The sequence below is a fragment of the Micavibrio aeruginosavorus genome (assembly GCF_051245535.1).
Lineage (GTDB): Bacteria > Pseudomonadota > Alphaproteobacteria > Micavibrionales > Micavibrionaceae > Micavibrio > Micavibrio aeruginosavorus_D.
Window position 1 is genome coordinate 1,795,783 of sequence record NZ_CP195303.1, and the last position, 16,121, is coordinate 1,811,903.

Annotated in this window: 18 protein-coding genes and 1 tRNA gene; 5 read left to right on the forward strand and 14 right to left on the reverse strand. The window is 53.5% G+C overall.

What is annotated here, in order from left to right:
* Positions 1–5: 5 nt before the first annotated feature.
* The 4 genes from ACSC94_RS08710 to ACSC94_RS08725 all read right to left on the reverse strand — a co-directional run bounded on the left by ACSC94_RS08710 (position 6) and on the right by ACSC94_RS08725 (position 3,649).
* Entirely contained in the window at positions 6–392 is a 387-nt protein-coding gene (locus ACSC94_RS08710; RefSeq protein WP_435640449.1) for a response regulator, read from the reverse strand.
* Positions 389–2,599 (reverse strand): ATP-binding protein, encoded by a 2,211-nt coding sequence (locus tag ACSC94_RS08715; protein ID WP_435640450.1) that lies wholly within the window; start codon positions 2,597–2,599, stop codon positions 389–391. Before ACSC94_RS08715 ends, ACSC94_RS08710 begins: the two co-directional genes overlap by 4 nt.
* 208 nt (positions 2,600–2,807) lie before the next feature.
* Complete coding sequence (locus ACSC94_RS08720; protein WP_435640451.1) at positions 2,808–3,338, reverse strand: rhodanese-like domain-containing protein; 531 nt, start codon at positions 3,336–3,338, stop codon at positions 2,808–2,810.
* Positions 3,335–3,649 (reverse strand): ArsR/SmtB family transcription factor, encoded by a 315-nt coding sequence (locus ACSC94_RS08725; protein WP_435640452.1) that lies wholly within the window; start codon positions 3,647–3,649, stop codon positions 3,335–3,337. Before ACSC94_RS08725 ends, ACSC94_RS08720 begins: the two co-directional genes overlap by 4 nt.
* 70 nt (positions 3,650–3,719) lie before the next feature.
* Between ACSC94_RS08725 and ACSC94_RS08730 the strand changes: the two genes are divergently transcribed.
* Positions 3,720–4,067, forward strand: a complete 348-nt coding sequence (locus ACSC94_RS08730) for a carboxymuconolactone decarboxylase family protein (protein ID WP_435640453.1) — start codon at positions 3,720–3,722, stop codon at positions 4,065–4,067.
* Positions 4,068–4,118: 51 nt separating this feature from the next.
* Here ACSC94_RS08730 and ACSC94_RS08735 read toward each other — a convergent pair whose 3' ends face one another.
* Positions 4,119–4,892: an META domain-containing protein gene (locus ACSC94_RS08735; RefSeq protein WP_435640454.1), complete on the reverse strand. Its 774-nt coding sequence runs from the start codon at positions 4,890–4,892 to the stop codon at positions 4,119–4,121.
* 30 nt (positions 4,893–4,922) lie between these two features.
* On the reverse strand, positions 4,923–5,510 hold the full coding sequence (locus tag ACSC94_RS08740) for a DNA-3-methyladenine glycosylase I (RefSeq protein ID WP_435640455.1): 588 nt from the start codon (positions 5,508–5,510) through the stop codon (positions 4,923–4,925).
* 93 nt (positions 5,511–5,603) lie between these two features.
* Between ACSC94_RS08740 and ACSC94_RS08745 the strand changes: the two genes are divergently transcribed.
* The 3 genes from ACSC94_RS08745 (at position 5,604) to ACSC94_RS08755 (ending at position 7,550) form a co-directional block, all read left to right on the forward strand.
* A complete protein-coding gene (locus ACSC94_RS08745) occupies positions 5,604–6,665 on the forward strand; it encodes an NAD(P)-dependent alcohol dehydrogenase (protein WP_435640456.1) in 1,062 nt (353 codons plus the stop codon).
* 22 nt (positions 6,666–6,687) lie between these two features.
* Positions 6,688–7,044 (forward strand): NirD/YgiW/YdeI family stress tolerance protein, encoded by a 357-nt coding sequence (locus ACSC94_RS08750; RefSeq protein ID WP_435640457.1) that lies wholly within the window; start codon positions 6,688–6,690, stop codon positions 7,042–7,044.
* Between the two features lie 302 nt (positions 7,045–7,346).
* Positions 7,347–7,550, forward strand: coding sequence for a hypothetical protein (locus ACSC94_RS08755; protein ID WP_435640458.1), 204 nt, complete (start codon positions 7,347–7,349; stop codon positions 7,548–7,550).
* Between the two features lie 39 nt (positions 7,551–7,589).
* On the opposite strand, the gene ACSC94_RS08760 is transcribed toward ACSC94_RS08755, so the two are convergent.
* Both ACSC94_RS08760 and ACSC94_RS08765 read right to left on the reverse strand, forming a co-directional pair.
* On the reverse strand, positions 7,590–8,672 hold the full coding sequence (locus ACSC94_RS08760) for an NAD(P)H-dependent flavin oxidoreductase (protein WP_435642166.1): 1,083 nt from the start codon (positions 8,670–8,672) through the stop codon (positions 7,590–7,592).
* Positions 8,673–8,674: 2 nt separating this feature from the next.
* Entirely contained in the window at positions 8,675–9,463 is a 789-nt protein-coding gene (locus ACSC94_RS08765) for a hypothetical protein (RefSeq protein ID WP_435640459.1), read from the reverse strand.
* Positions 9,464–9,627: 164 nt separating this feature from the next.
* On the opposite strand from ACSC94_RS08765, the gene ACSC94_RS08770 reads away from it, so the two are divergent.
* A complete protein-coding gene (locus ACSC94_RS08770; RefSeq protein WP_435640460.1) occupies positions 9,628–9,981 on the forward strand; it encodes a zinc ribbon domain-containing protein YjdM in 354 nt (117 codons plus the stop codon).
* Between the two features lie 37 nt (positions 9,982–10,018).
* On the opposite strand, the gene ACSC94_RS08775 is transcribed toward ACSC94_RS08770, so the two are convergent.
* From ACSC94_RS08775 to ACSC94_RS08800, 6 genes are all read right to left on the reverse strand, one after another.
* Positions 10,019–11,323, reverse strand: a complete 1,305-nt coding sequence (locus ACSC94_RS08775) for a hemolysin family protein (protein WP_435640461.1) — start codon at positions 11,321–11,323, stop codon at positions 10,019–10,021.
* Between the two features lie 77 nt (positions 11,324–11,400).
* A complete protein-coding gene (locus tag ACSC94_RS08780; RefSeq protein WP_435640462.1) occupies positions 11,401–12,186 on the reverse strand; it encodes a hypothetical protein in 786 nt (261 codons plus the stop codon).
* 186 nt (positions 12,187–12,372) lie between these two features.
* The gene (gene katG / locus ACSC94_RS08785; RefSeq protein ID WP_435640463.1) at positions 12,373–14,544 is read right to left on the reverse strand and encodes a catalase/peroxidase HPI; all 2,172 of its coding nucleotides are present in this window, start codon (positions 14,542–14,544) and stop codon (positions 12,373–12,375) included.
* A complete protein-coding gene (locus ACSC94_RS08790; RefSeq protein WP_435640464.1) occupies positions 14,516–14,983 on the reverse strand; it encodes a Fur family transcriptional regulator in 468 nt (155 codons plus the stop codon). The genes katG and ACSC94_RS08790 overlap by 29 nt, the downstream gene beginning before the upstream one ends.
* A 65-nt stretch (positions 14,984–15,048) precedes the next feature.
* Positions 15,049–15,708 carry an outer membrane protein OmpK gene (locus ACSC94_RS08795; protein ID WP_435640465.1) on the reverse strand — a complete coding sequence of 220 codons (660 nt, stop codon included), beginning with the start codon at positions 15,706–15,708 and terminating at the stop codon, positions 15,049–15,051.
* 315 nt (positions 15,709–16,023) lie between these two features.
* Positions 16,024–16,109: transfer RNA gene (locus tag ACSC94_RS08800), tRNA-Tyr, on the reverse strand.
* Positions 16,110–16,121: the final 12 nt, after the last annotated feature.

Sequence of the window (16,121 nt, forward strand, 5' to 3'; positions counted from 1 at the left end):
TGATCCTAAAATTTATCCCAAACATTACGCACCTGATCGGCCAGAATCATCGGGTCAAACGGTTTGGCAATGACACCCGCCGCCCCCAATTTCATCAATTCTGAAATTTCCTCCGGCCGAATTTTGGCTGTCATAAACGCCACCGGTATGCCCGCCAGCGCCGGATCGGCGCGCAACGCCGCAAGTGTTTCCGGCCCATCCATGTCCGGCATCATCACATCCAGCAGGATCATCTGCGGCGGATTGGCCCGCGCGGCGTCCAGTCCGTCCCGCCCGCAACAACAAACGGCAACGCTCATCCCGCCCACCATTTCCAAGGCCATCTGGGCCACGGTGCGAATATCCTCTTCGTCATCAATATATAAGATATGGTGCAGGGGAGCCTTTGTCATTTCTTCCATCCCGTTACGGTTTTATCGGTTTCACCCAGCAGGGTCATAATAATTTCAATCATCTCCGATTCCGGCGTGCGCGCCTTCACCAGACAGGCGGCCGCCAACGGTTTAATATCGTCCGGAATATCATAGGCGGAAATCACCACAATCGGGCACTTGTCCTTGTGCTTGATATGCTCCAGCAGGGACAGGCCACTGCCATCCGGCAACCGTAAATCCAGAATAATCAAATCAAAATCACGCCGATCAATCATAACATCCGCATCGCGCAACGTGCGCGCATTTCGTACAACAACGGTCGGCTCCAGCCCGCTGCGAATAACGCGGTAAAAATCGGGGTCATCTTCTACATGCAGAACGGATTTTTTCAACTGATCCACCAGCGGATCGTCGTCACTGACATTTTCGGCGGCGTTATAGATGGGAAGCTCAATAAAGAACGTCGTCCCTCGCCCCTCTTCCGTTTCAAACGACATCCACCCACCCATGCGTTCGCACAAGCCCTTAGCAATACTCAGGCCCAGCCCCGTCCCACCCTGCGCCCGCGCATCCGATGAATCGGCTTGGGCAAATTTTTCAAAAATGCGCGATTGAAACTGGCGCGGAATGCCGGGGCCGTGGTCGCGCACATACAAACGCACGCGTGTATCGTCAATCACATAACCAGCCTCAACCGTCGCCCCGCGCGGTGAAAATTTAATGGCATTGGACACCAGATTGGACAAAACCTGCTGGAACCTGTGCTGATCAACCAGCACCGATGTGGCCTGCACCATCGGACCAAGCCCCAGTTGCACACCGTATTTATCGGCATAACCCTGATTGGCCTGAACCATCTCCTGCAGCACCATGCCCACATCATGCGGAGCGATGTTCAGTTCCAGTTGATCCGCCTCCAGCTTGTTCATGTCCAGAATATCGTTGATCAACAAAATCAATCGGTCAGAGTTTTTATAAGCAATGTCCACCAACTCCTGCGCCTTTTGCGGCAAAGGCCCAGCAACACCACCCGCGACCAAACCCAACGATCCGCGAATGGAGGTCAGTGGCGTGCGCAATTCATGGCTGACGGTTGAAACGAATTCGTCCTTCATACGCTCCATGTCTTTGCGCTTTGTGATGTTTTCGACGGAAATAATGATCCCATTGGACTGGTCACCCTTGCCCCCGCCCCACGGGTGCAATTCCCACCGCGCCCAAATGTCCGGGTGATCGGGGTGTGTAATTTTATCCTCGGTGACAATCACCGTCTCCCCACCCAGACACCGATCCACCGCCTGTTGCCAGTCATCGCGCGTTTGCAGATAGGGCAGAACATCTTTCAATTCCATGCCCGTGGCCGTGTGATACCAATGGCTGTCAAATTCGCTGGACCAGCGGTCGCTGGCAATCACAAAGCGCAAATCACGATCCAACGCCCCGATGGCCGCAGGCGCATGCCGGATAAAGGCCCGCAACTGCTCATCCGTCCGCTCGATCCGGCGGCGGTCACGAATGGCGCGCTCGCGGCTGGCCGCCAGCCCCCAGAAGGACAGCAACAGCAAAACCCCCAGAACGATATTCCCCGCAATCACAAAACGGGAATAAGAAGCCATACGCAGGTCGGTTTCGTGCAACATCGTACGCGCAGATTCTTCACGAATCTTGATCAGCTTGCCAATCACGGTCCGGATGTCATCCATCGCGGTCTTGCCCTTACCGCTTTTGACCTTCTGCGCCGCGTCGTCAAAGCCACGATCCCGCACCTGCCGCAATGTGTCGAGGGTTGCAAGCCGTTTTTGCTCTACCCGATCCCGCAACGCGCTGACCAGCGCGGCGCTGTCCGGATCATGGGCCAGCTTTTGTTCAATATTGCGAATTTCACTGGCGATGTGGGTTGGGGCTGTGTCTTGGTCCAGAAACGGCGCGGACACGATGCGCCCATCATCCGCGAACGCCAATTGAGCGACATGCAAATCATAGAGGTGCAAAAGCGGTTCAAGAAAATCCGGATCGCGGGTCAGAATGTAACCACGTTGCCCAGTTTCCATGTCCTGCATCGTATTCAAAATATGATGCAGTTCACCGATGACGATATAATCGGCCGTAACCCGTTCATCGGCTTTACGAAAGCTGGACCATTGTATATAGGGCAAAACCCCCAGCACATTGACCAGAAGAACCAGAATCAGAAAACCAATGATCGCGTAATATCTGACTTTCACGGCAAGCCTGTCCGTTGATGCGCGGGCGTGGGTACAAAAGCATACGCAGAAAGGGGCCCAGCATCCGGCTGGACACGGGGGCCTGATTCTATTTAAGCGTTATTCCGCCTAAGAAAAGATGAAGGAACGGGCTGGGGTATGCAACCCAGCCCGTTGATTTTTAACAATTTTTCCATATACACAGCCCAAAAGGCTCGGATTGCGCGCCCTAGGCGTGATTCCACGGCATCCGCCGCAACAGCATGGCCAGACCGCACCATCCGGTTATCCCGGCCACAAACAACGCCGCACCCAAAATCCCCGCCAGCACAAAACCCAGCGTCAAACCCACAAAACCAAGGACCACCAGCGCCACAACCAGCGCACCGACCACCATTTGCACCTGACGAAAGATGGGCAGGACTGGGTCCGATGATCCAACCACAGGCAAGCCCGCCTGTTTCCACGCGGTAATGCCGCCTTCGATATTATAAACGTCATATTCACCGGCGTGATTGGCGGGCAAAGCCACACAGGCCCGGTTTCCGCGCCCGCCCATCAAACATTGAAAGATGATCTTGCGCCCTTTTGGCACATGCATCTGATCAAACAAATCCGGAATATGCGCCAACGGCACCGATGCGGCACAGGCGATATGTTCTGCGCTGAATTCATCGGGCTCGCGTACATCGATCAATATGGCCTCACCGGAAGACAGCCATTGATGGGCCGTTTTTGCATCAACATTATACACGCTCATTTCGCACCTTTTTTCTTGGCTTGCGGGCTGCAGAATTTTTCGTACAGAATGCCCATGATCTGCACCACATCATGCTGGGCAATGGTATAAAATAAAACGCGATGTTCACGGCGATAGGTCACGATGCCTTCGCGTTTTAATTTCGACAGATGTTGCGACATGGATGTTTGCGGAATGCCCGTCAGATCGATCAGATCACTGACGTTTTTTTCACCGTCCAGCAAATGGCACAGGATCATCAAACGGTGACCGTTTGATAGACCCTTTAAAAACGCGGCGGCCTTGTCGGCCTGTGCCAGCATGTCTTGCATTCGTCACCCCTTTACAATTTATATTTTTATGATATTATAATTTTATGAATTGATCAAGGAGAATGTGACCATGACAAAAGATTACAAGCAGCTCACCCAGGATATTTCCCAATATATGGCCGAACTGCGCACCCTGACCCCCGACGCGATGCAGGGTTTTTCCGCCATGGCCAAGGGCGCGACTGCTGATGGGGCGCTGGACAAGAAAACCAAAGAATTTATCGCCCTCGCCATCGGCGTCAGCCAGCGGTGCGACGGGTGCATTGGTTTTCACGCCAAAGCCCTGAAAAATCTGGGTGCCACGCGACAGGAAATCGCCGAAGTTGTGGCCATGTGCACCTATATGGGCGGCGGCCCGGCATTGATGTATGCGGCGGACGCCTTGCGCGCCTTTGACCAGTTTAGCGAAGAAGGCTGATCCAAATACAAAAACCCCCGGCACTTCACACCGGGGGTTTTTAAAACGTCTCTATTGCATGGGTGGAACATGCAGGACGATTTGCTGCCCCTGCGCGTTGCGCATGATCAACGATCCATCCGCCTGCGCCTGTAACTGCGTCATGCTGGCCAGCACTTGGGTAAACGCTGTTTCCTGTTGCGCGGCATCATCCGACAGACACGCCATGCGCGTCATCGCCATATCCGCCTTAATCGCAAGCGTATCGCCGTTCAGGTCATATGCACCCGTAAAACGGTTGCACCCGGAAAAGCCGCTGATGCGGCCCTGATCATCAAACCGCACCGTCAATGGGCGGTCGCCAACGGGGGCGGCATCGTTGATCATCTTCACCTGCCATTCCGTGTTCTGCACCAGCGAGGCCTGCGCCGGAACCGGGTTCATGCTGGCCGGGGTGCCCATTTTTGCGCCCTGTGCCTGGCAATTCAGTTCACCATGGCCGGGAATATTCGCCATCGCCGCATCCCCCTTGTTCCACAGCATGGCGGCGGGGGCGGTGCCCGCGGCCGTTTCATATTTTGCGCCGGACGCGGAAACGACCGATTGCAAATGATAGGTTTGATCACCAACCATCATCACGGCCTTGTCCTGCCCGTCAAAGGCGGCCCGCACAACAACCGACCCGCAATGAAAGGTCACAGCATTCTGCGCCGATGGGGCCAGCGCTTGTGTTTCTGTTTGCGTGGATTCAGGCGTCGCCGCATTCTCCGCAGCCTTGTCCTTCTTCGGCAGGCACCCGGCCAGCGCCAGCGTGGCCACACCCATTAAAATCATCGTCCGCATCATGGTCTTTATCCTCCTGTGGGGCGCAGTGTATCACACCTGTTTATGGCGAAAACAATCGATTGTGTGGTCATTCACCATGCCAATCGCCTGCATATACGCATACATGATCGTGGGCCCAACAAACGTCATGCCGCGTTTTTTCAAATCTTTGGACAACGCCACCGACTCCACGCTTTGCGCCGGAACATCTTTCATGGTTTTGCGTTTGGGGTTGATTGGTTTACCGCCAACGAATCGCCAGAGGTAATCATCGAACGATCCGAACTCCTTTTGAATGGCCATGAATGCGATGGCATTCTTGCGCGCGCCGAACACTTTCAATCGATTACGGATAATATCACTGTCTTTCAGTAATTTTTCCAATTCCGCGTCGGTCATTTTCGCGACCTTCTTCACATCGAAATTTTTAAAGACTTTGCGATAAGACTCGCGCCGCTTCAAAATCGTGGCCCAGCTCAGGCCCGCCTGCGCGCCCTCTAAAATCAGCATTTCGAAATGGTGGCGATCGTCATGCACGGGCACGCCCCATTCCACATCATGGTAATGAATGTAATAATCGGCCCCGGATTCAACGAATCCCGCCCCAGCCCAGCCGCAGCGTTGTTTTTCTTTAGCCATTTTTAATCACCCTTGCCCATTGTCAAAACCCATCTAGTTTTATCCGCACGTGTGATTTTTGACCACCCGCATTTTTTAAAAGGATCCTCCGCCATGACCACCAAGGCCTATGCCGCACAAACCGCCAAAACACCGCTCACCCCTTTTACGCTGGAACGCCGCTCCGTCGGTGCGAAAGATGTCGCCATCGATATTTTATTTTGTGGCGTCTGCCATTCCGATTTGCATACGGCGCGGGGTGAATGGGGTGGCGTCAAATTCCCGTCCATTCCGGGCCATGAAATCATCGGGCGCGTGACCCAAACGGGTGGCGACGTCAAAAATTTCAAAGTTGGCGATCTGGTCGGTGTCGGGTGCATGGTCGATAGCTGCCGCACCTGCCCGTCCTGTAGCGAAGGGCTGGAACAATATTGCGAAGGACCGGATGGTTTCACCGGAACCTATAACGGCACGATGAGTGGCCGTGGCGATAACACATTCGGGGGCTATTCCACCGACATCGTCGTGGACCAGCATTTTGTTTTGAAAATCAACCATGCCGAATCCGATCTGGCTGGGGTCGCGCCCTTGCTGTGCGCGGGCATCACCACATGGTCGCCCTTGCGCCATTGGAAGGTCGGACCGGGCAAAAAGGTCGGCGTGGTCGGCATTGGCGGGCTGGGCCATATGGGCATTAAACTGGCCCACGCGTTGGGTGCCCATGTCGTGGCCTTTACCACATCGGAATCCAAACGACAGGATGCCCACGATCTGGGCGCGGACGAGGTGGTGATTTCCAAAAACGCCGCCGATATGAAGAAACATACGTTCAGCTTTGACTTCATCCTGAACACCGTGGCCGCCCCGCATAATCTGGATGCGTTTATGTCCCTGCTGAAACGTGATGGCACCATGACGTTGGTGGGCGTGCCCTCGGAACCACACCCATCGCCGTTCGTTGGCAATTTGATCTTCAAACGCCGTCAATTGGCGGGGTCATTGATCGGCGGCATTCCGGAGACGCAGGAAATGCTCGATTTCTGTGCCAAGCACGGCATTACCGCCGACATCGAAATGATCAAGATGCAGGACATCGAAAACGCCTATGAACGCATGTTGAAAAGCGACGTCAAATATCGATTCGTGATCGACATGAACAGTTTGAAAACCGCTTAAGGTCACAAAAAGGAGAAGTATAATGAAAAAACTCGTTTTATTATCCACGGCCGTTCTGGCTCTGGGCCTCAGCACCGCCGCCCACGCCCAATATACCGGCCCGGGCGCCGCCGCAGACGCCAAAAAGGTCAGCGAGGTTCTGGCCAATGGCAAGGACGATGAACGTGTAACCTTGACCGGAACATTGGTCGAAAAGGTCGGCAATGAAAAATACATCTTCGCCGATGATACGGGCAAAATCCGTGTCGATATCGACAACGAAGATTTTCAAAATGTCGCCGTTGACGAAAAAACCACCATCGAAATTTCCGGCGAAATCGAAAAAGATTTCATGGAAACCCCGGAAATCGACGTGGACAAGCTCAGAACCGTGAAATAATCAAACGGTCCGTTTTCAAAAACCCCGCGCGTGTCGCGGGGTTTTATTTTAAGACAAAGCAAGCTCTTGTTATTTTCATATAAACAGAACAAAGAGAGTCTATTGGCACTCTCAGGGTCAGTGTGCTAATTTGTATAGGACTCGTGAAAGAAGCGGGGTTGCAGCCCCGCTTTTCACGAAATCTGTAAAAGTAGCCAATACAGATTAGAACTCTCAGTGCCGCAGATACTACGTAGCACAGTTCACACCGTCAAGCTTGGTTACATCATATAGCTATTCTTTAATTTGAAAGGAGAATAGGCATGAGTAAATCCACACGAAACTCTGGTACACATTGGTCCGACAAGGATACCAAACAACTAGAGAAACTGGCCGAGCAAAACACACCCACACGCGTTATCGGGCTTAAACTTGGCAGAACCGAAAGCGCCATCTACTCGAAAGCCTCAAATGAAGGCATCTCGTTATCGCCGACGAACCAATCACCTTATAATCGTCGCAAGTGATTTGACAGAAAGAAAACCCCGCGCGCGTCGCGGGGTTTTTTATGGGGCCACGCCGTTCATCAGTGCGGCACTGTCTTCCATCAATCTGCGCGTCAGATCCGCCGCTGTCATATCACGACACATATGCGCCGCCTGCCCGGACCACATTTGCATGCAATCCGTCCGCCCCGCGTGTTCCGATGCTTTCCGCAGCGGTGAAACAAAGTGCGAAGCGTAAGGAAAATCCGGGACCTCATCACTGATCGGGCCAACATCCTGAATAAAACGGTTCGCAATGCCCCGCGCCGGACGGCCGCTGAACACATTGGTTACAACGGCTCCATCATCGCGTACATCGTGCAACGCTTGCCGATAAAGCGGGGACACGTTCGCCTCTGGCGTAAAAAGATACGCCGTTCCCAATTGCACAGCGGACGCACCCAATGATAACGCCGCCACAATTCCCCGCGCATCGGCAATACCGCCCGACGCCACAACGGGACAGGATACGGCACCGACAATCTGCGGAACCAGAGCCCGCGTGCCGGATTGCGTTGCCAGATCCTGCGTCAGAAACATGGCGCGGTGACCACCGGCCTCAATCCCCTGCGCGATAATGACATCGCAGCCATTCGCTTCGAGCCAGATCGCCTCTTCAACCGTGGTTGCGGACGACAGAATAATTGCGCCGCACGCTTTGACACGGTTCAGTAAGACACGATCCGGAAGGCCGAAATGAAAGCTGACAATCGCGGGCTTAATATCCTCAACCACGGCGCAAAAGGTCGCATCAAAGGGCGCGCGCGTGACCGATGCGCCAACATGATCCGGATTGACGTTGAATTCATCATAATAGGGAAGCAGGTGTTTCTTCCATCGCACCTGCCGCGCCGGATCATCCGGGCCCTGATGATGGCAGAAAAAATTGAGGTTGAACGGTCCGGTCGTTTTTTCGCGGATCAGGGCACAGGATTGAACGATCTGATCCGGTGACAACAAAGCACAAGCCAAAGACCCAAGCCCGCCCGCCCCCGAAACCGCAGCGGCCAGCGCTGGTGTATCAACCCCCGCCATGGGGGCCTGAATAATCGGATGCTCAATCCCCAGAAGTTCTGTGATTGGATTGGTCCGCACGGGATTCATCGTCACGAACCATCTTTTTTCAAATCGTCCTGCAGGCGCAGCAGGCTAGCCTGACTGACTTCCGTCAGGCCACGACGGGGGCGATCAATATCGAGAATAACCAGCAACACGACCACAATCAAAAGCCCAAACAACGCCGTTGATATGGGTCGCCGCTTTCCGGCCAATCCACACCCATAACCGATAAACCCCATTCCCACCGCCGATACAAAGAACAGCAACGCAATCACAGATTCGGGCACATGATTATCCAGCGCCGCCTGCCGCTTCTCACGCGTGTCGATCACGTCATTCAAGGATTCGATGAACAGGCTCGCGGGTTCCGATTCCGGCATCGTCCGTGCCACAGCAATGGCCTGGGCCCATAATTTCTTCTCAATATCCGCGGCCGCCGCATTGGCCGTCGTAATACGGTCCGGATCGATACCGGCATTATAAAATTCAAGCCGTGCATCGACAAAGGATCGCAAATGATCCTGTACATCATGCGCCATGGCATCGGGCAGATATTGCGCGCGCAGATAGGCCGTGCCAATCGCATTGGCTTCCTGCACCACCAGTTCCTTGCGCACATCATACCGCGACACCGCCATGGCAAACGTAAAACCCAACAGCAAGGCCAGCAGACCCAGCAGGGCGCTTTTCAGCGTGTCGACATGGGATGACAACGCTGCATCTGGTACATGGTTGCTGGAACGCCGCCCCCCAAGGCGAAACCCGCCTTCGATCAATGCAATAAAAACGACAGTTAAAATCGGTAAAATAACGATTTCAGAGGTATTCCAGATCATGGCGGTGCGCTCCTGTTGAACCGTTACAAAGTCTACATTGTTTTACGCAGAAAACGAGAGGGCATGGTGATCACCCTCCTCGGGCAGTCCAACAGAATTGTAATTCCCGCGCATCCATAGTACGAAGAGATTACAGAACATCACCCTCACCAAAGCCGGAACCAATGACCGACACACAACCACCCTGCCCGCAATGCCAATCCGCCTACACCTACGAGGATCGGGGTTTTTATAATTGCCCGGAATGCGGACATATCTGGTCTGGAACGGCCAATGCCGGCGGGGGTGAAGGCGATGACAAAGTCGTTCGTGATTCCAACGGCACCGTTTTAAAGGATGGCGACACCGTCACCGTGATCAAGGATCTGAAGGTCAAGGGATCGTCACTGGTCGTCAAGGTCGGAACCAAGGTCAAAAATATCCGTCTGGTCGACGGCGACCATGACATTGATTGCAAAATCCCCGGTATCGGCGATATGGGCCTGAAATCGGAATTTGTGAAAAAGGTCGCAGAATAATAAAAACCCCGCGATGAATGCGGGGTTTTTATTTGATCTATGATGCGTCTTGCGCCGGAGGGGACATGCGCTGGATCAGGATTTTATCAATCCGCAACCCGTCCATATCAACCACTTCAAAACGCCAGCCCTTAAATTCAAAATGCACCCCGGCGACCAGAGAGCCACGCGCATGGGTCATGACAAACCCGGCAATGGTTTCGTAATCTTCGCCGGATGGAATATCTTCCAGACCGATGACCATGTGAATTTCCTCGATCGGCGTCAGACCATCGACCAGCCACGATCCATCTTCGCGCTCAACGATCAACGGGCCTTCGTCATGGTCGTAATTGGACGGCATCATCCCGACAATCGCCTCCAGCAGGTCAGACGTGGTGAACAGCCCGTCGAACGTGCCATATTCATCAATCACCGCGGCGATATGCAGGCTTTTACGGCGGAACAGCCCCAATACATCCAGACAGGATATGTTTTCATTCACGAACAAAACATCTTGCATGTAATCGCGCACGCGAAAATCCTGTGCCTTGGCATATCCGGCCAGAATTTGCTTCGCCTTCACAAAACCCAGCACATGGGTTTTGTCCTTATCAATCACCGGGTAACGGGAATGCCCGGCCTCGGCAATTTTGCGGCAGACTTCCACAAAACTGTCATCCACATCGATAAAGCTGACATCGGTCCGGTGCGTCATGATGGATTTGACATCGCGATCCCCCAATCGGATGACACGGCGGATCACATCGCGCTCTTCGCCTTCAATCGCGCCGCTCATCACACCTTCGGCGATTATGGCGGTGATTTCGGTTTCGGTGACCCCTTCGTCGCGCGGCTTAATCCGCATAATCATCATCAGGAACCGGGCCGATAATTCCAAGACCATCACCACCGGTGTACAAATTTTTGACACCTGCTTCATCAGCGGCGCCACCAGCATCGCGAATTTTTCCGAATTGTTCAGCGCCAGTTGTTTCGGCACCAATTCACCAACAACAACGGAGAAATAGGTAATCAGGCCAACGACCAGAATCACCGCCATCGTTTCCCCATAGGGCGCAATCAGCGCAATCTGGTTAAACGGCTCTTTCAATTTTTCGGCAATCGTCGCGCCACCATACGCACCTGCCAAAATCCCGACCAGCGTAATACCCACCTGCACCGTCGACAAAAACCGCCCCGGATTTTCCGCCAGATCCAGCGCCGCCTGCGCCGACTTTTTCCCTTGCTTGGCATATTGGCGCAGCAATGGCTTGCTGGACGACACAATCGCCATCTCCGACAACGCAAAAAACGCGTTCAGCAACAACAGAAGGGCAATAATCAGAATTTCGTTCGACATGATGGTCCGCAGGGCCAGAGGGGTTGAAGGCGAAGTAGGGCTACACTTGTAATATCATATTTATGAAGCCAACAACATTAAACATCCCCATCTACAGAGCGACGCTTTTGCAGCTGACCATTTAAAAACCACTTTTCCGCCCCACCCACACTGACCACAGCAGGCCCATCCTCACGGTGCAACATCCCGTTCTGAAACCACTTTTTGTGCCCCCAAAAACGACTTTTATAACCGACATCCGAAGCAGTCTTTGCTGGTGCCCCCACGCGATGATGCTTACCGTTCTGGTACCAAATTTCAAAATTTCCCCGCTCCATAATACCGATCATCGCTGGTCCACCATCACGGTGGCATAGTCCGTTTTTATCAAACCAGAACAAGGTATCCCGAACATGCACAACCTCTCCATCCAAGCGAGAGGAATTATCCGGTTTATGTTTCACATCGCTGGCAGAGAAATGCCCGGTGCGTGGGTCATAGCCCTCTAAAAACTCGCCATAACGGAAGGATAGCGTCAACCCATCAGCGCGAATAAAAGCCGGACCGCTATCGCGGTGTGGGCGACCACGCACATCCAACCAAAGTTGACTACCATCCGCATGAACATCAGTGGGGCCATCATCTGAACGAAATGGAAGACCGTTCACACGCCATTGGCGAATGCCGCATTTAAACTCTGCGGCTGGCAGATCTTCTTTACGATGGAGCCGCTGTTGACGATCCATCCAAAATCGATTGCCATGTTTGTCCACTTTTTCAATGCTGCCATCCTCTGCATCCAAAGGTTTTTCTTCCCACGGACAGCCCCATAAACACTCAAAAAATTTCACAAAAAGGCTATAAATGAACGCCAAAACCTGCATCAAAAATCCCATCAGAATTTTTTAAATTTTAAACCAGCACTCAAATCAACATCTTAGCAATGCTAACACAAAATCCAGATTTCGGTTATACCGATCAGACGCACTCTGCCGCATAAATTTTTGGCAAATACAACAAGGGCGCCGCAAAACATTACAGCGCCCTTGAAATATAAAAGCCAAACAGGATCAAATCAGATCAAACCGGTCCGCATTCATCACCTTGGTCCATGCGGCGATAAAATCGTGCACGAACTTCTCCTTGTTATCATCCTGGGCATAAACTTCGGCATAGGCCCGCAGGATGGAATTGGACCCGAACACCAGATCGACCCGCGTGGCGGTCCATTTCACCGCGCCGGTTTTACGATCACGAATTTCATACAGGTCCTTGTCCACCGGCACCCATGTGTAATTCATGTCGGTCAGGGTGACGAAGAAATCGGTGGTCAGCGCGCCCTCACGGTCGGTGAATACGCCATGTTTGGTGCCGCCATGATTGGTGCCCAACACCCGCATCCCGCCGACCAGAACGGTCATTTCCGGCGCGGTCAGCCCCATCAATTGGGTGCGGTCCAGCATCATTTCTTCGGTGCTGACGACATAGTCTTTCTTCACCCAGTTGCGGTAGCCATCATGCAACGGCTCCAACGGGGCAAACGATTCCGCATCCGTCATGTCTTGCGTCGCGTCCCCACGGCCCGGCGCGAAGGGAACGGTGACATTGAACCCGGCATCCTTCGCCGCTTTTTCAACACCAACATTGCCGCCCAGAACGATCACGTCGGCCACGCTGGCCCCCGTATCGGCGGCAATTTTTTCATAGATCGCCAAAACCCGGGACAGGCGGGCGGGTTCATTGCCCGCCCAATCCTTTTGCGGGGCGAGGCGAATGCGCGCCCCGTTGGCGCCACCACGGCGATCCGATCCACGGAATGTGCGGGCGCTGTCCCATGCGGTTGAAACCAAATCGGACACACTTAAACCCGCATCCGCAATTTTCGCCTTGACCGCGTTCACATCATATTTGGTGTTGCCGGCGGGGATCGGGTCTTGCCAGATTAAATCTTCCTGCGGAATATCCGGGCCGATATAAATGGATTTCGGGCCCAGATCGCGGTGGGTCAATTTGAACCATGCGCGGGCAAAGGCATCGGAAAACGCATCGAAATCATTCATAAAGCGCATGGAAATTTCGCGGTAGGCCGGGTCCATTTTCAACGCCATATCCGCATCCGTCATCATCGGGTTGTTGCGGATGGATGAATCTTCGACATCGACCGGCTTGTCTTCGTCCTTGATCGTCACCGGTTCCCACTGCATCGCACCCGCCGGGGATTTGCGCAATTCCCATTCATGGCCGAACAGCATTTTAAAGAAGCCATTGTCCCATTGCGTCGGGTTGGTGGTCCACGCGCCTTCCAAACCGCTGACCACGGTGTCGCGGCCAATGCCGCGTCCCTTGGTGTTCATCCAGCCGAGGCCTTGAAATTCCGGCCCGGCTGTTTCCGGGTCCGCGCTCAAATCCGACGCTTTGCCATTGCCATGGCATTTGCCAATCGTGTGACCACCGGCGGTTAAGGCCACGGTTTCTTCGTCATTCATCCCCATGCGGGCAAAAGTTTCACGCATTTGCGCGGCGGTGACCAACGGGTCGGATTTGCCGTTCACCCCTTCCGGGTTGACGTAGATCAAACCCATTTGCACGGCGGCCAGCGGATTTTCCAACGTGGCCGGATTTTTCACATCGCCATACCGGTTATCGCTGGGGGCCAGCCATTCTTTTTCATCGCCCCAGAAAATATCCTTTTCCGGGTGCCAGATATCTTCGCGGCCAAAGGCGAAACCGAATGTTTTCAAACCCGCTTCTTCATACGCCATGGTGCCGGCCAGAATAATCAAATCAGCCCAGCTAATTTTATTGCCGTATTTTTTCTTGATCGGCCACAACAGACGGCGGCCCTTGTCCGTGTTGACGTTGTCGGGCCAGCTGTTCAACGGGGCAAAACGTTGGTTGCCGGTGTTGCCGCCACCGCGGCCATCGGTGTTGCGGTATGACCCCGCCGCATGCCATGACACGCGCGCCATCATCCCGACATAGCTGCCCCAATCGGCGGGCCACCACTCTTGCGAATCCTTCATCAACGCGCGTAAATCGGCCTTCAACGCGGCGACATCCAATTTTTTCAATTCTTCGCGGTAATTGAAATTCGCACCCAACGGATTGGTCTTGGCATCATGTTGATGCAGAATGTCGAGGTTCAGCGCATTCGGCCACCATGCGGTGACGGATTGGCCCATTGCGGTCATCCCGCCATGGCTCACGGGACATTTACCTGTGCTTTTCAGGGCATTTTTCATGATCTTCTCCTGTATGATTGTTTGACGCAGTGTTTTGACACGCGGGGCATGTGCCCCAGAAAATCACCTCGGCCTGATCGATGACGTAGCCATGATCTTTCGCCGGGGACAAACACGGGGCCACAGCGGCGCAATCCGTGTCTTCAATATGGCCGCATTGGCGGCAAACAATATGATGATGATTGTCGCCCACCCGGGTTTCATACAACGACACCCGCCCCTTGGGCTTAATCTCCTGCAAAATCCCGGCTTCGGTCAGGGCGTTGAGGTTGTTGTACACGGCCTGCAGCGTCGCGGTTGGAATCCGCCGCTGGACCGCCGCGAAAATCGTGTTCGCATCGGAATGGGGGTGATCGTGCAAAGCCTGCAACACCGCCAGCCGCACGGCGGTCAGGCTGAGATTATGGTTTTTAAGCACAGGGGTGAAATCGGTATCCATGCCGATTTTTATAGCAGATCAAAAAATTGAATCAATCAATTTTATTTTGATTGGGGGGGACGCGGTTACAAATTCCACTTCACCTGCATCTGCGGCACGGATTCGGTCACGCCGTTGACACCATATTTATTGTGCCAATATTGGTACTCAACCCCGGCCCAGATCGTATCGCTTTTCCAATCCCACAAATCCCCCACATCCACCAACAATCGCGGCACGATCAATTGGTTGGGGTGGGATGTGTCTTCATGCCCGGAAAAATCGCTAAACCCTTCGACCATAAAATTCACACCGCCCAGCGCAAAGGGCCGTTGCCAAGCCAATGTCACCTGCCATGTCTGCCCATCCAGCGCAACATCATCCCGCACATAGGCATTGGCCGAAAAGAACCGAAAACCGGGCAGATCCAGATCCACCGCCGCGCCATATAAATAACGCGGCTTCAACCCCCGCCCGTTTTCCAGCGTGGTCGAAATCAAAACATCCTTGATCGGACCAAAAGACAAATCCGCCCCCGTGATTTTGCCCAAGGACAGACGCGGCGATATTTCAAAGTAATAGCTGGAATCCCCGCCATCGGGATAAGTCAGATCCGTAAACGCAAACAGATCGCCATACGTCCAGCCACTGGCATGTTCGAGCGTGACAATGGTTTGCTCTTCCTCCGCATCCAGCTTGTAATCATGGCCGCGCAGGATCTGGACATTATAATCCGCCCACTGCACCCACTCCCCCGCCATAGCGGGCAGTGGGAACAGGCATAAAAAGGAACAAACGCAAAGGAAACCGCGCATAGAACGCCCCATCCACGAATAAACAATCAAAATGAAAAAATTATACGACGCAGGATATTATGAAGCCTTTGCGAAATTATGCCAGATCAATACCTTAGCATAGCGATGCCCGGCGCATTCCGTCCCTATAGGCCATGGCAAATAAGAGAGAACCCCGCCTGAACCGGCGCCCTAAGCATATGCAAAATCACACAAAAATTGAATTTTGATACAAAAAACCCGCCATAAAAGGCGGGTTTTTGAAGATGGTGGAGGGGACAGGATTTGAACCTGTGTACTCGCTAGAGGGCAGATTTACAGTCTGCTGCCATTAACCACTCGGCCACCCCTCCGTACCTTCAACG

Coding starts and splice junctions, on each gene's coding strand:
- ACSC94_RS08710 (WP_435640449.1), bottom strand. CDS start 392: ATGACAAAGGCTCCCCTGCACCATATCTTATATATTGATGACGAAGAG.
- ACSC94_RS08720 (WP_435640451.1), bottom strand. CDS start 3,338: ATGAGCGTGTATAATGTTGATGCAAAAACGGCCCATCAATGGCTGTCT.
- ACSC94_RS08725 (WP_435640452.1), bottom strand. CDS start 3,649: ATGCAAGACATGCTGGCACAGGCCGACAAGGCCGCCGCGTTTTTAAAG.
- ACSC94_RS08730 (WP_435640453.1), top strand. CDS start 3,720: ATGACAAAAGATTACAAGCAGCTCACCCAGGATATTTCCCAATATATG.
- ACSC94_RS08735 (WP_435640454.1), bottom strand. CDS start 4,892: ATGATGCGGACGATGATTTTAATGGGTGTGGCCACGCTGGCGCTGGCC.
- ACSC94_RS08740 (WP_435640455.1), bottom strand. CDS start 5,510: ATGGCTAAAGAAAAACAACGCTGCGGCTGGGCTGGGGCGGGATTCGTT.
- ACSC94_RS08745 (WP_435640456.1), top strand. CDS start 5,604: ATGACCACCAAGGCCTATGCCGCACAAACCGCCAAAACACCGCTCACC.
- ACSC94_RS08750 (WP_435640457.1), top strand. CDS start 6,688: ATGAAAAAACTCGTTTTATTATCCACGGCCGTTCTGGCTCTGGGCCTC.
- ACSC94_RS08755 (WP_435640458.1), top strand. CDS start 7,347: ATGAGTAAATCCACACGAAACTCTGGTACACATTGGTCCGACAAGGAT.
- ACSC94_RS08760 (WP_435642166.1), bottom strand. CDS start 8,672: ATGAATCCCGTGCGGACCAATCCAATCACAGAACTTCTGGGGATTGAG.
- ACSC94_RS08765 (WP_435640459.1), bottom strand. CDS start 9,463: ATGATCTGGAATACCTCTGAAATCGTTATTTTACCGATTTTAACTGTC.
- ACSC94_RS08770 (WP_435640460.1), top strand. CDS start 9,628: ATGACCGACACACAACCACCCTGCCCGCAATGCCAATCCGCCTACACC.
- ACSC94_RS08775 (WP_435640461.1), bottom strand. CDS start 11,323: ATGTCGAACGAAATTCTGATTATTGCCCTTCTGTTGTTGCTGAACGCG.
- ACSC94_RS08780 (WP_435640462.1), bottom strand. CDS start 12,186: ATGCAGGTTTTGGCGTTCATTTATAGCCTTTTTGTGAAATTTTTTGAG.
- katG (WP_435640463.1), bottom strand. CDS start 14,544: ATGAAAAATGCCCTGAAAAGCACAGGTAAATGTCCCGTGAGCCATGGC.
- ACSC94_RS08790 (WP_435640464.1), bottom strand. CDS start 14,983: ATGGATACCGATTTCACCCCTGTGCTTAAAAACCATAATCTCAGCCTG.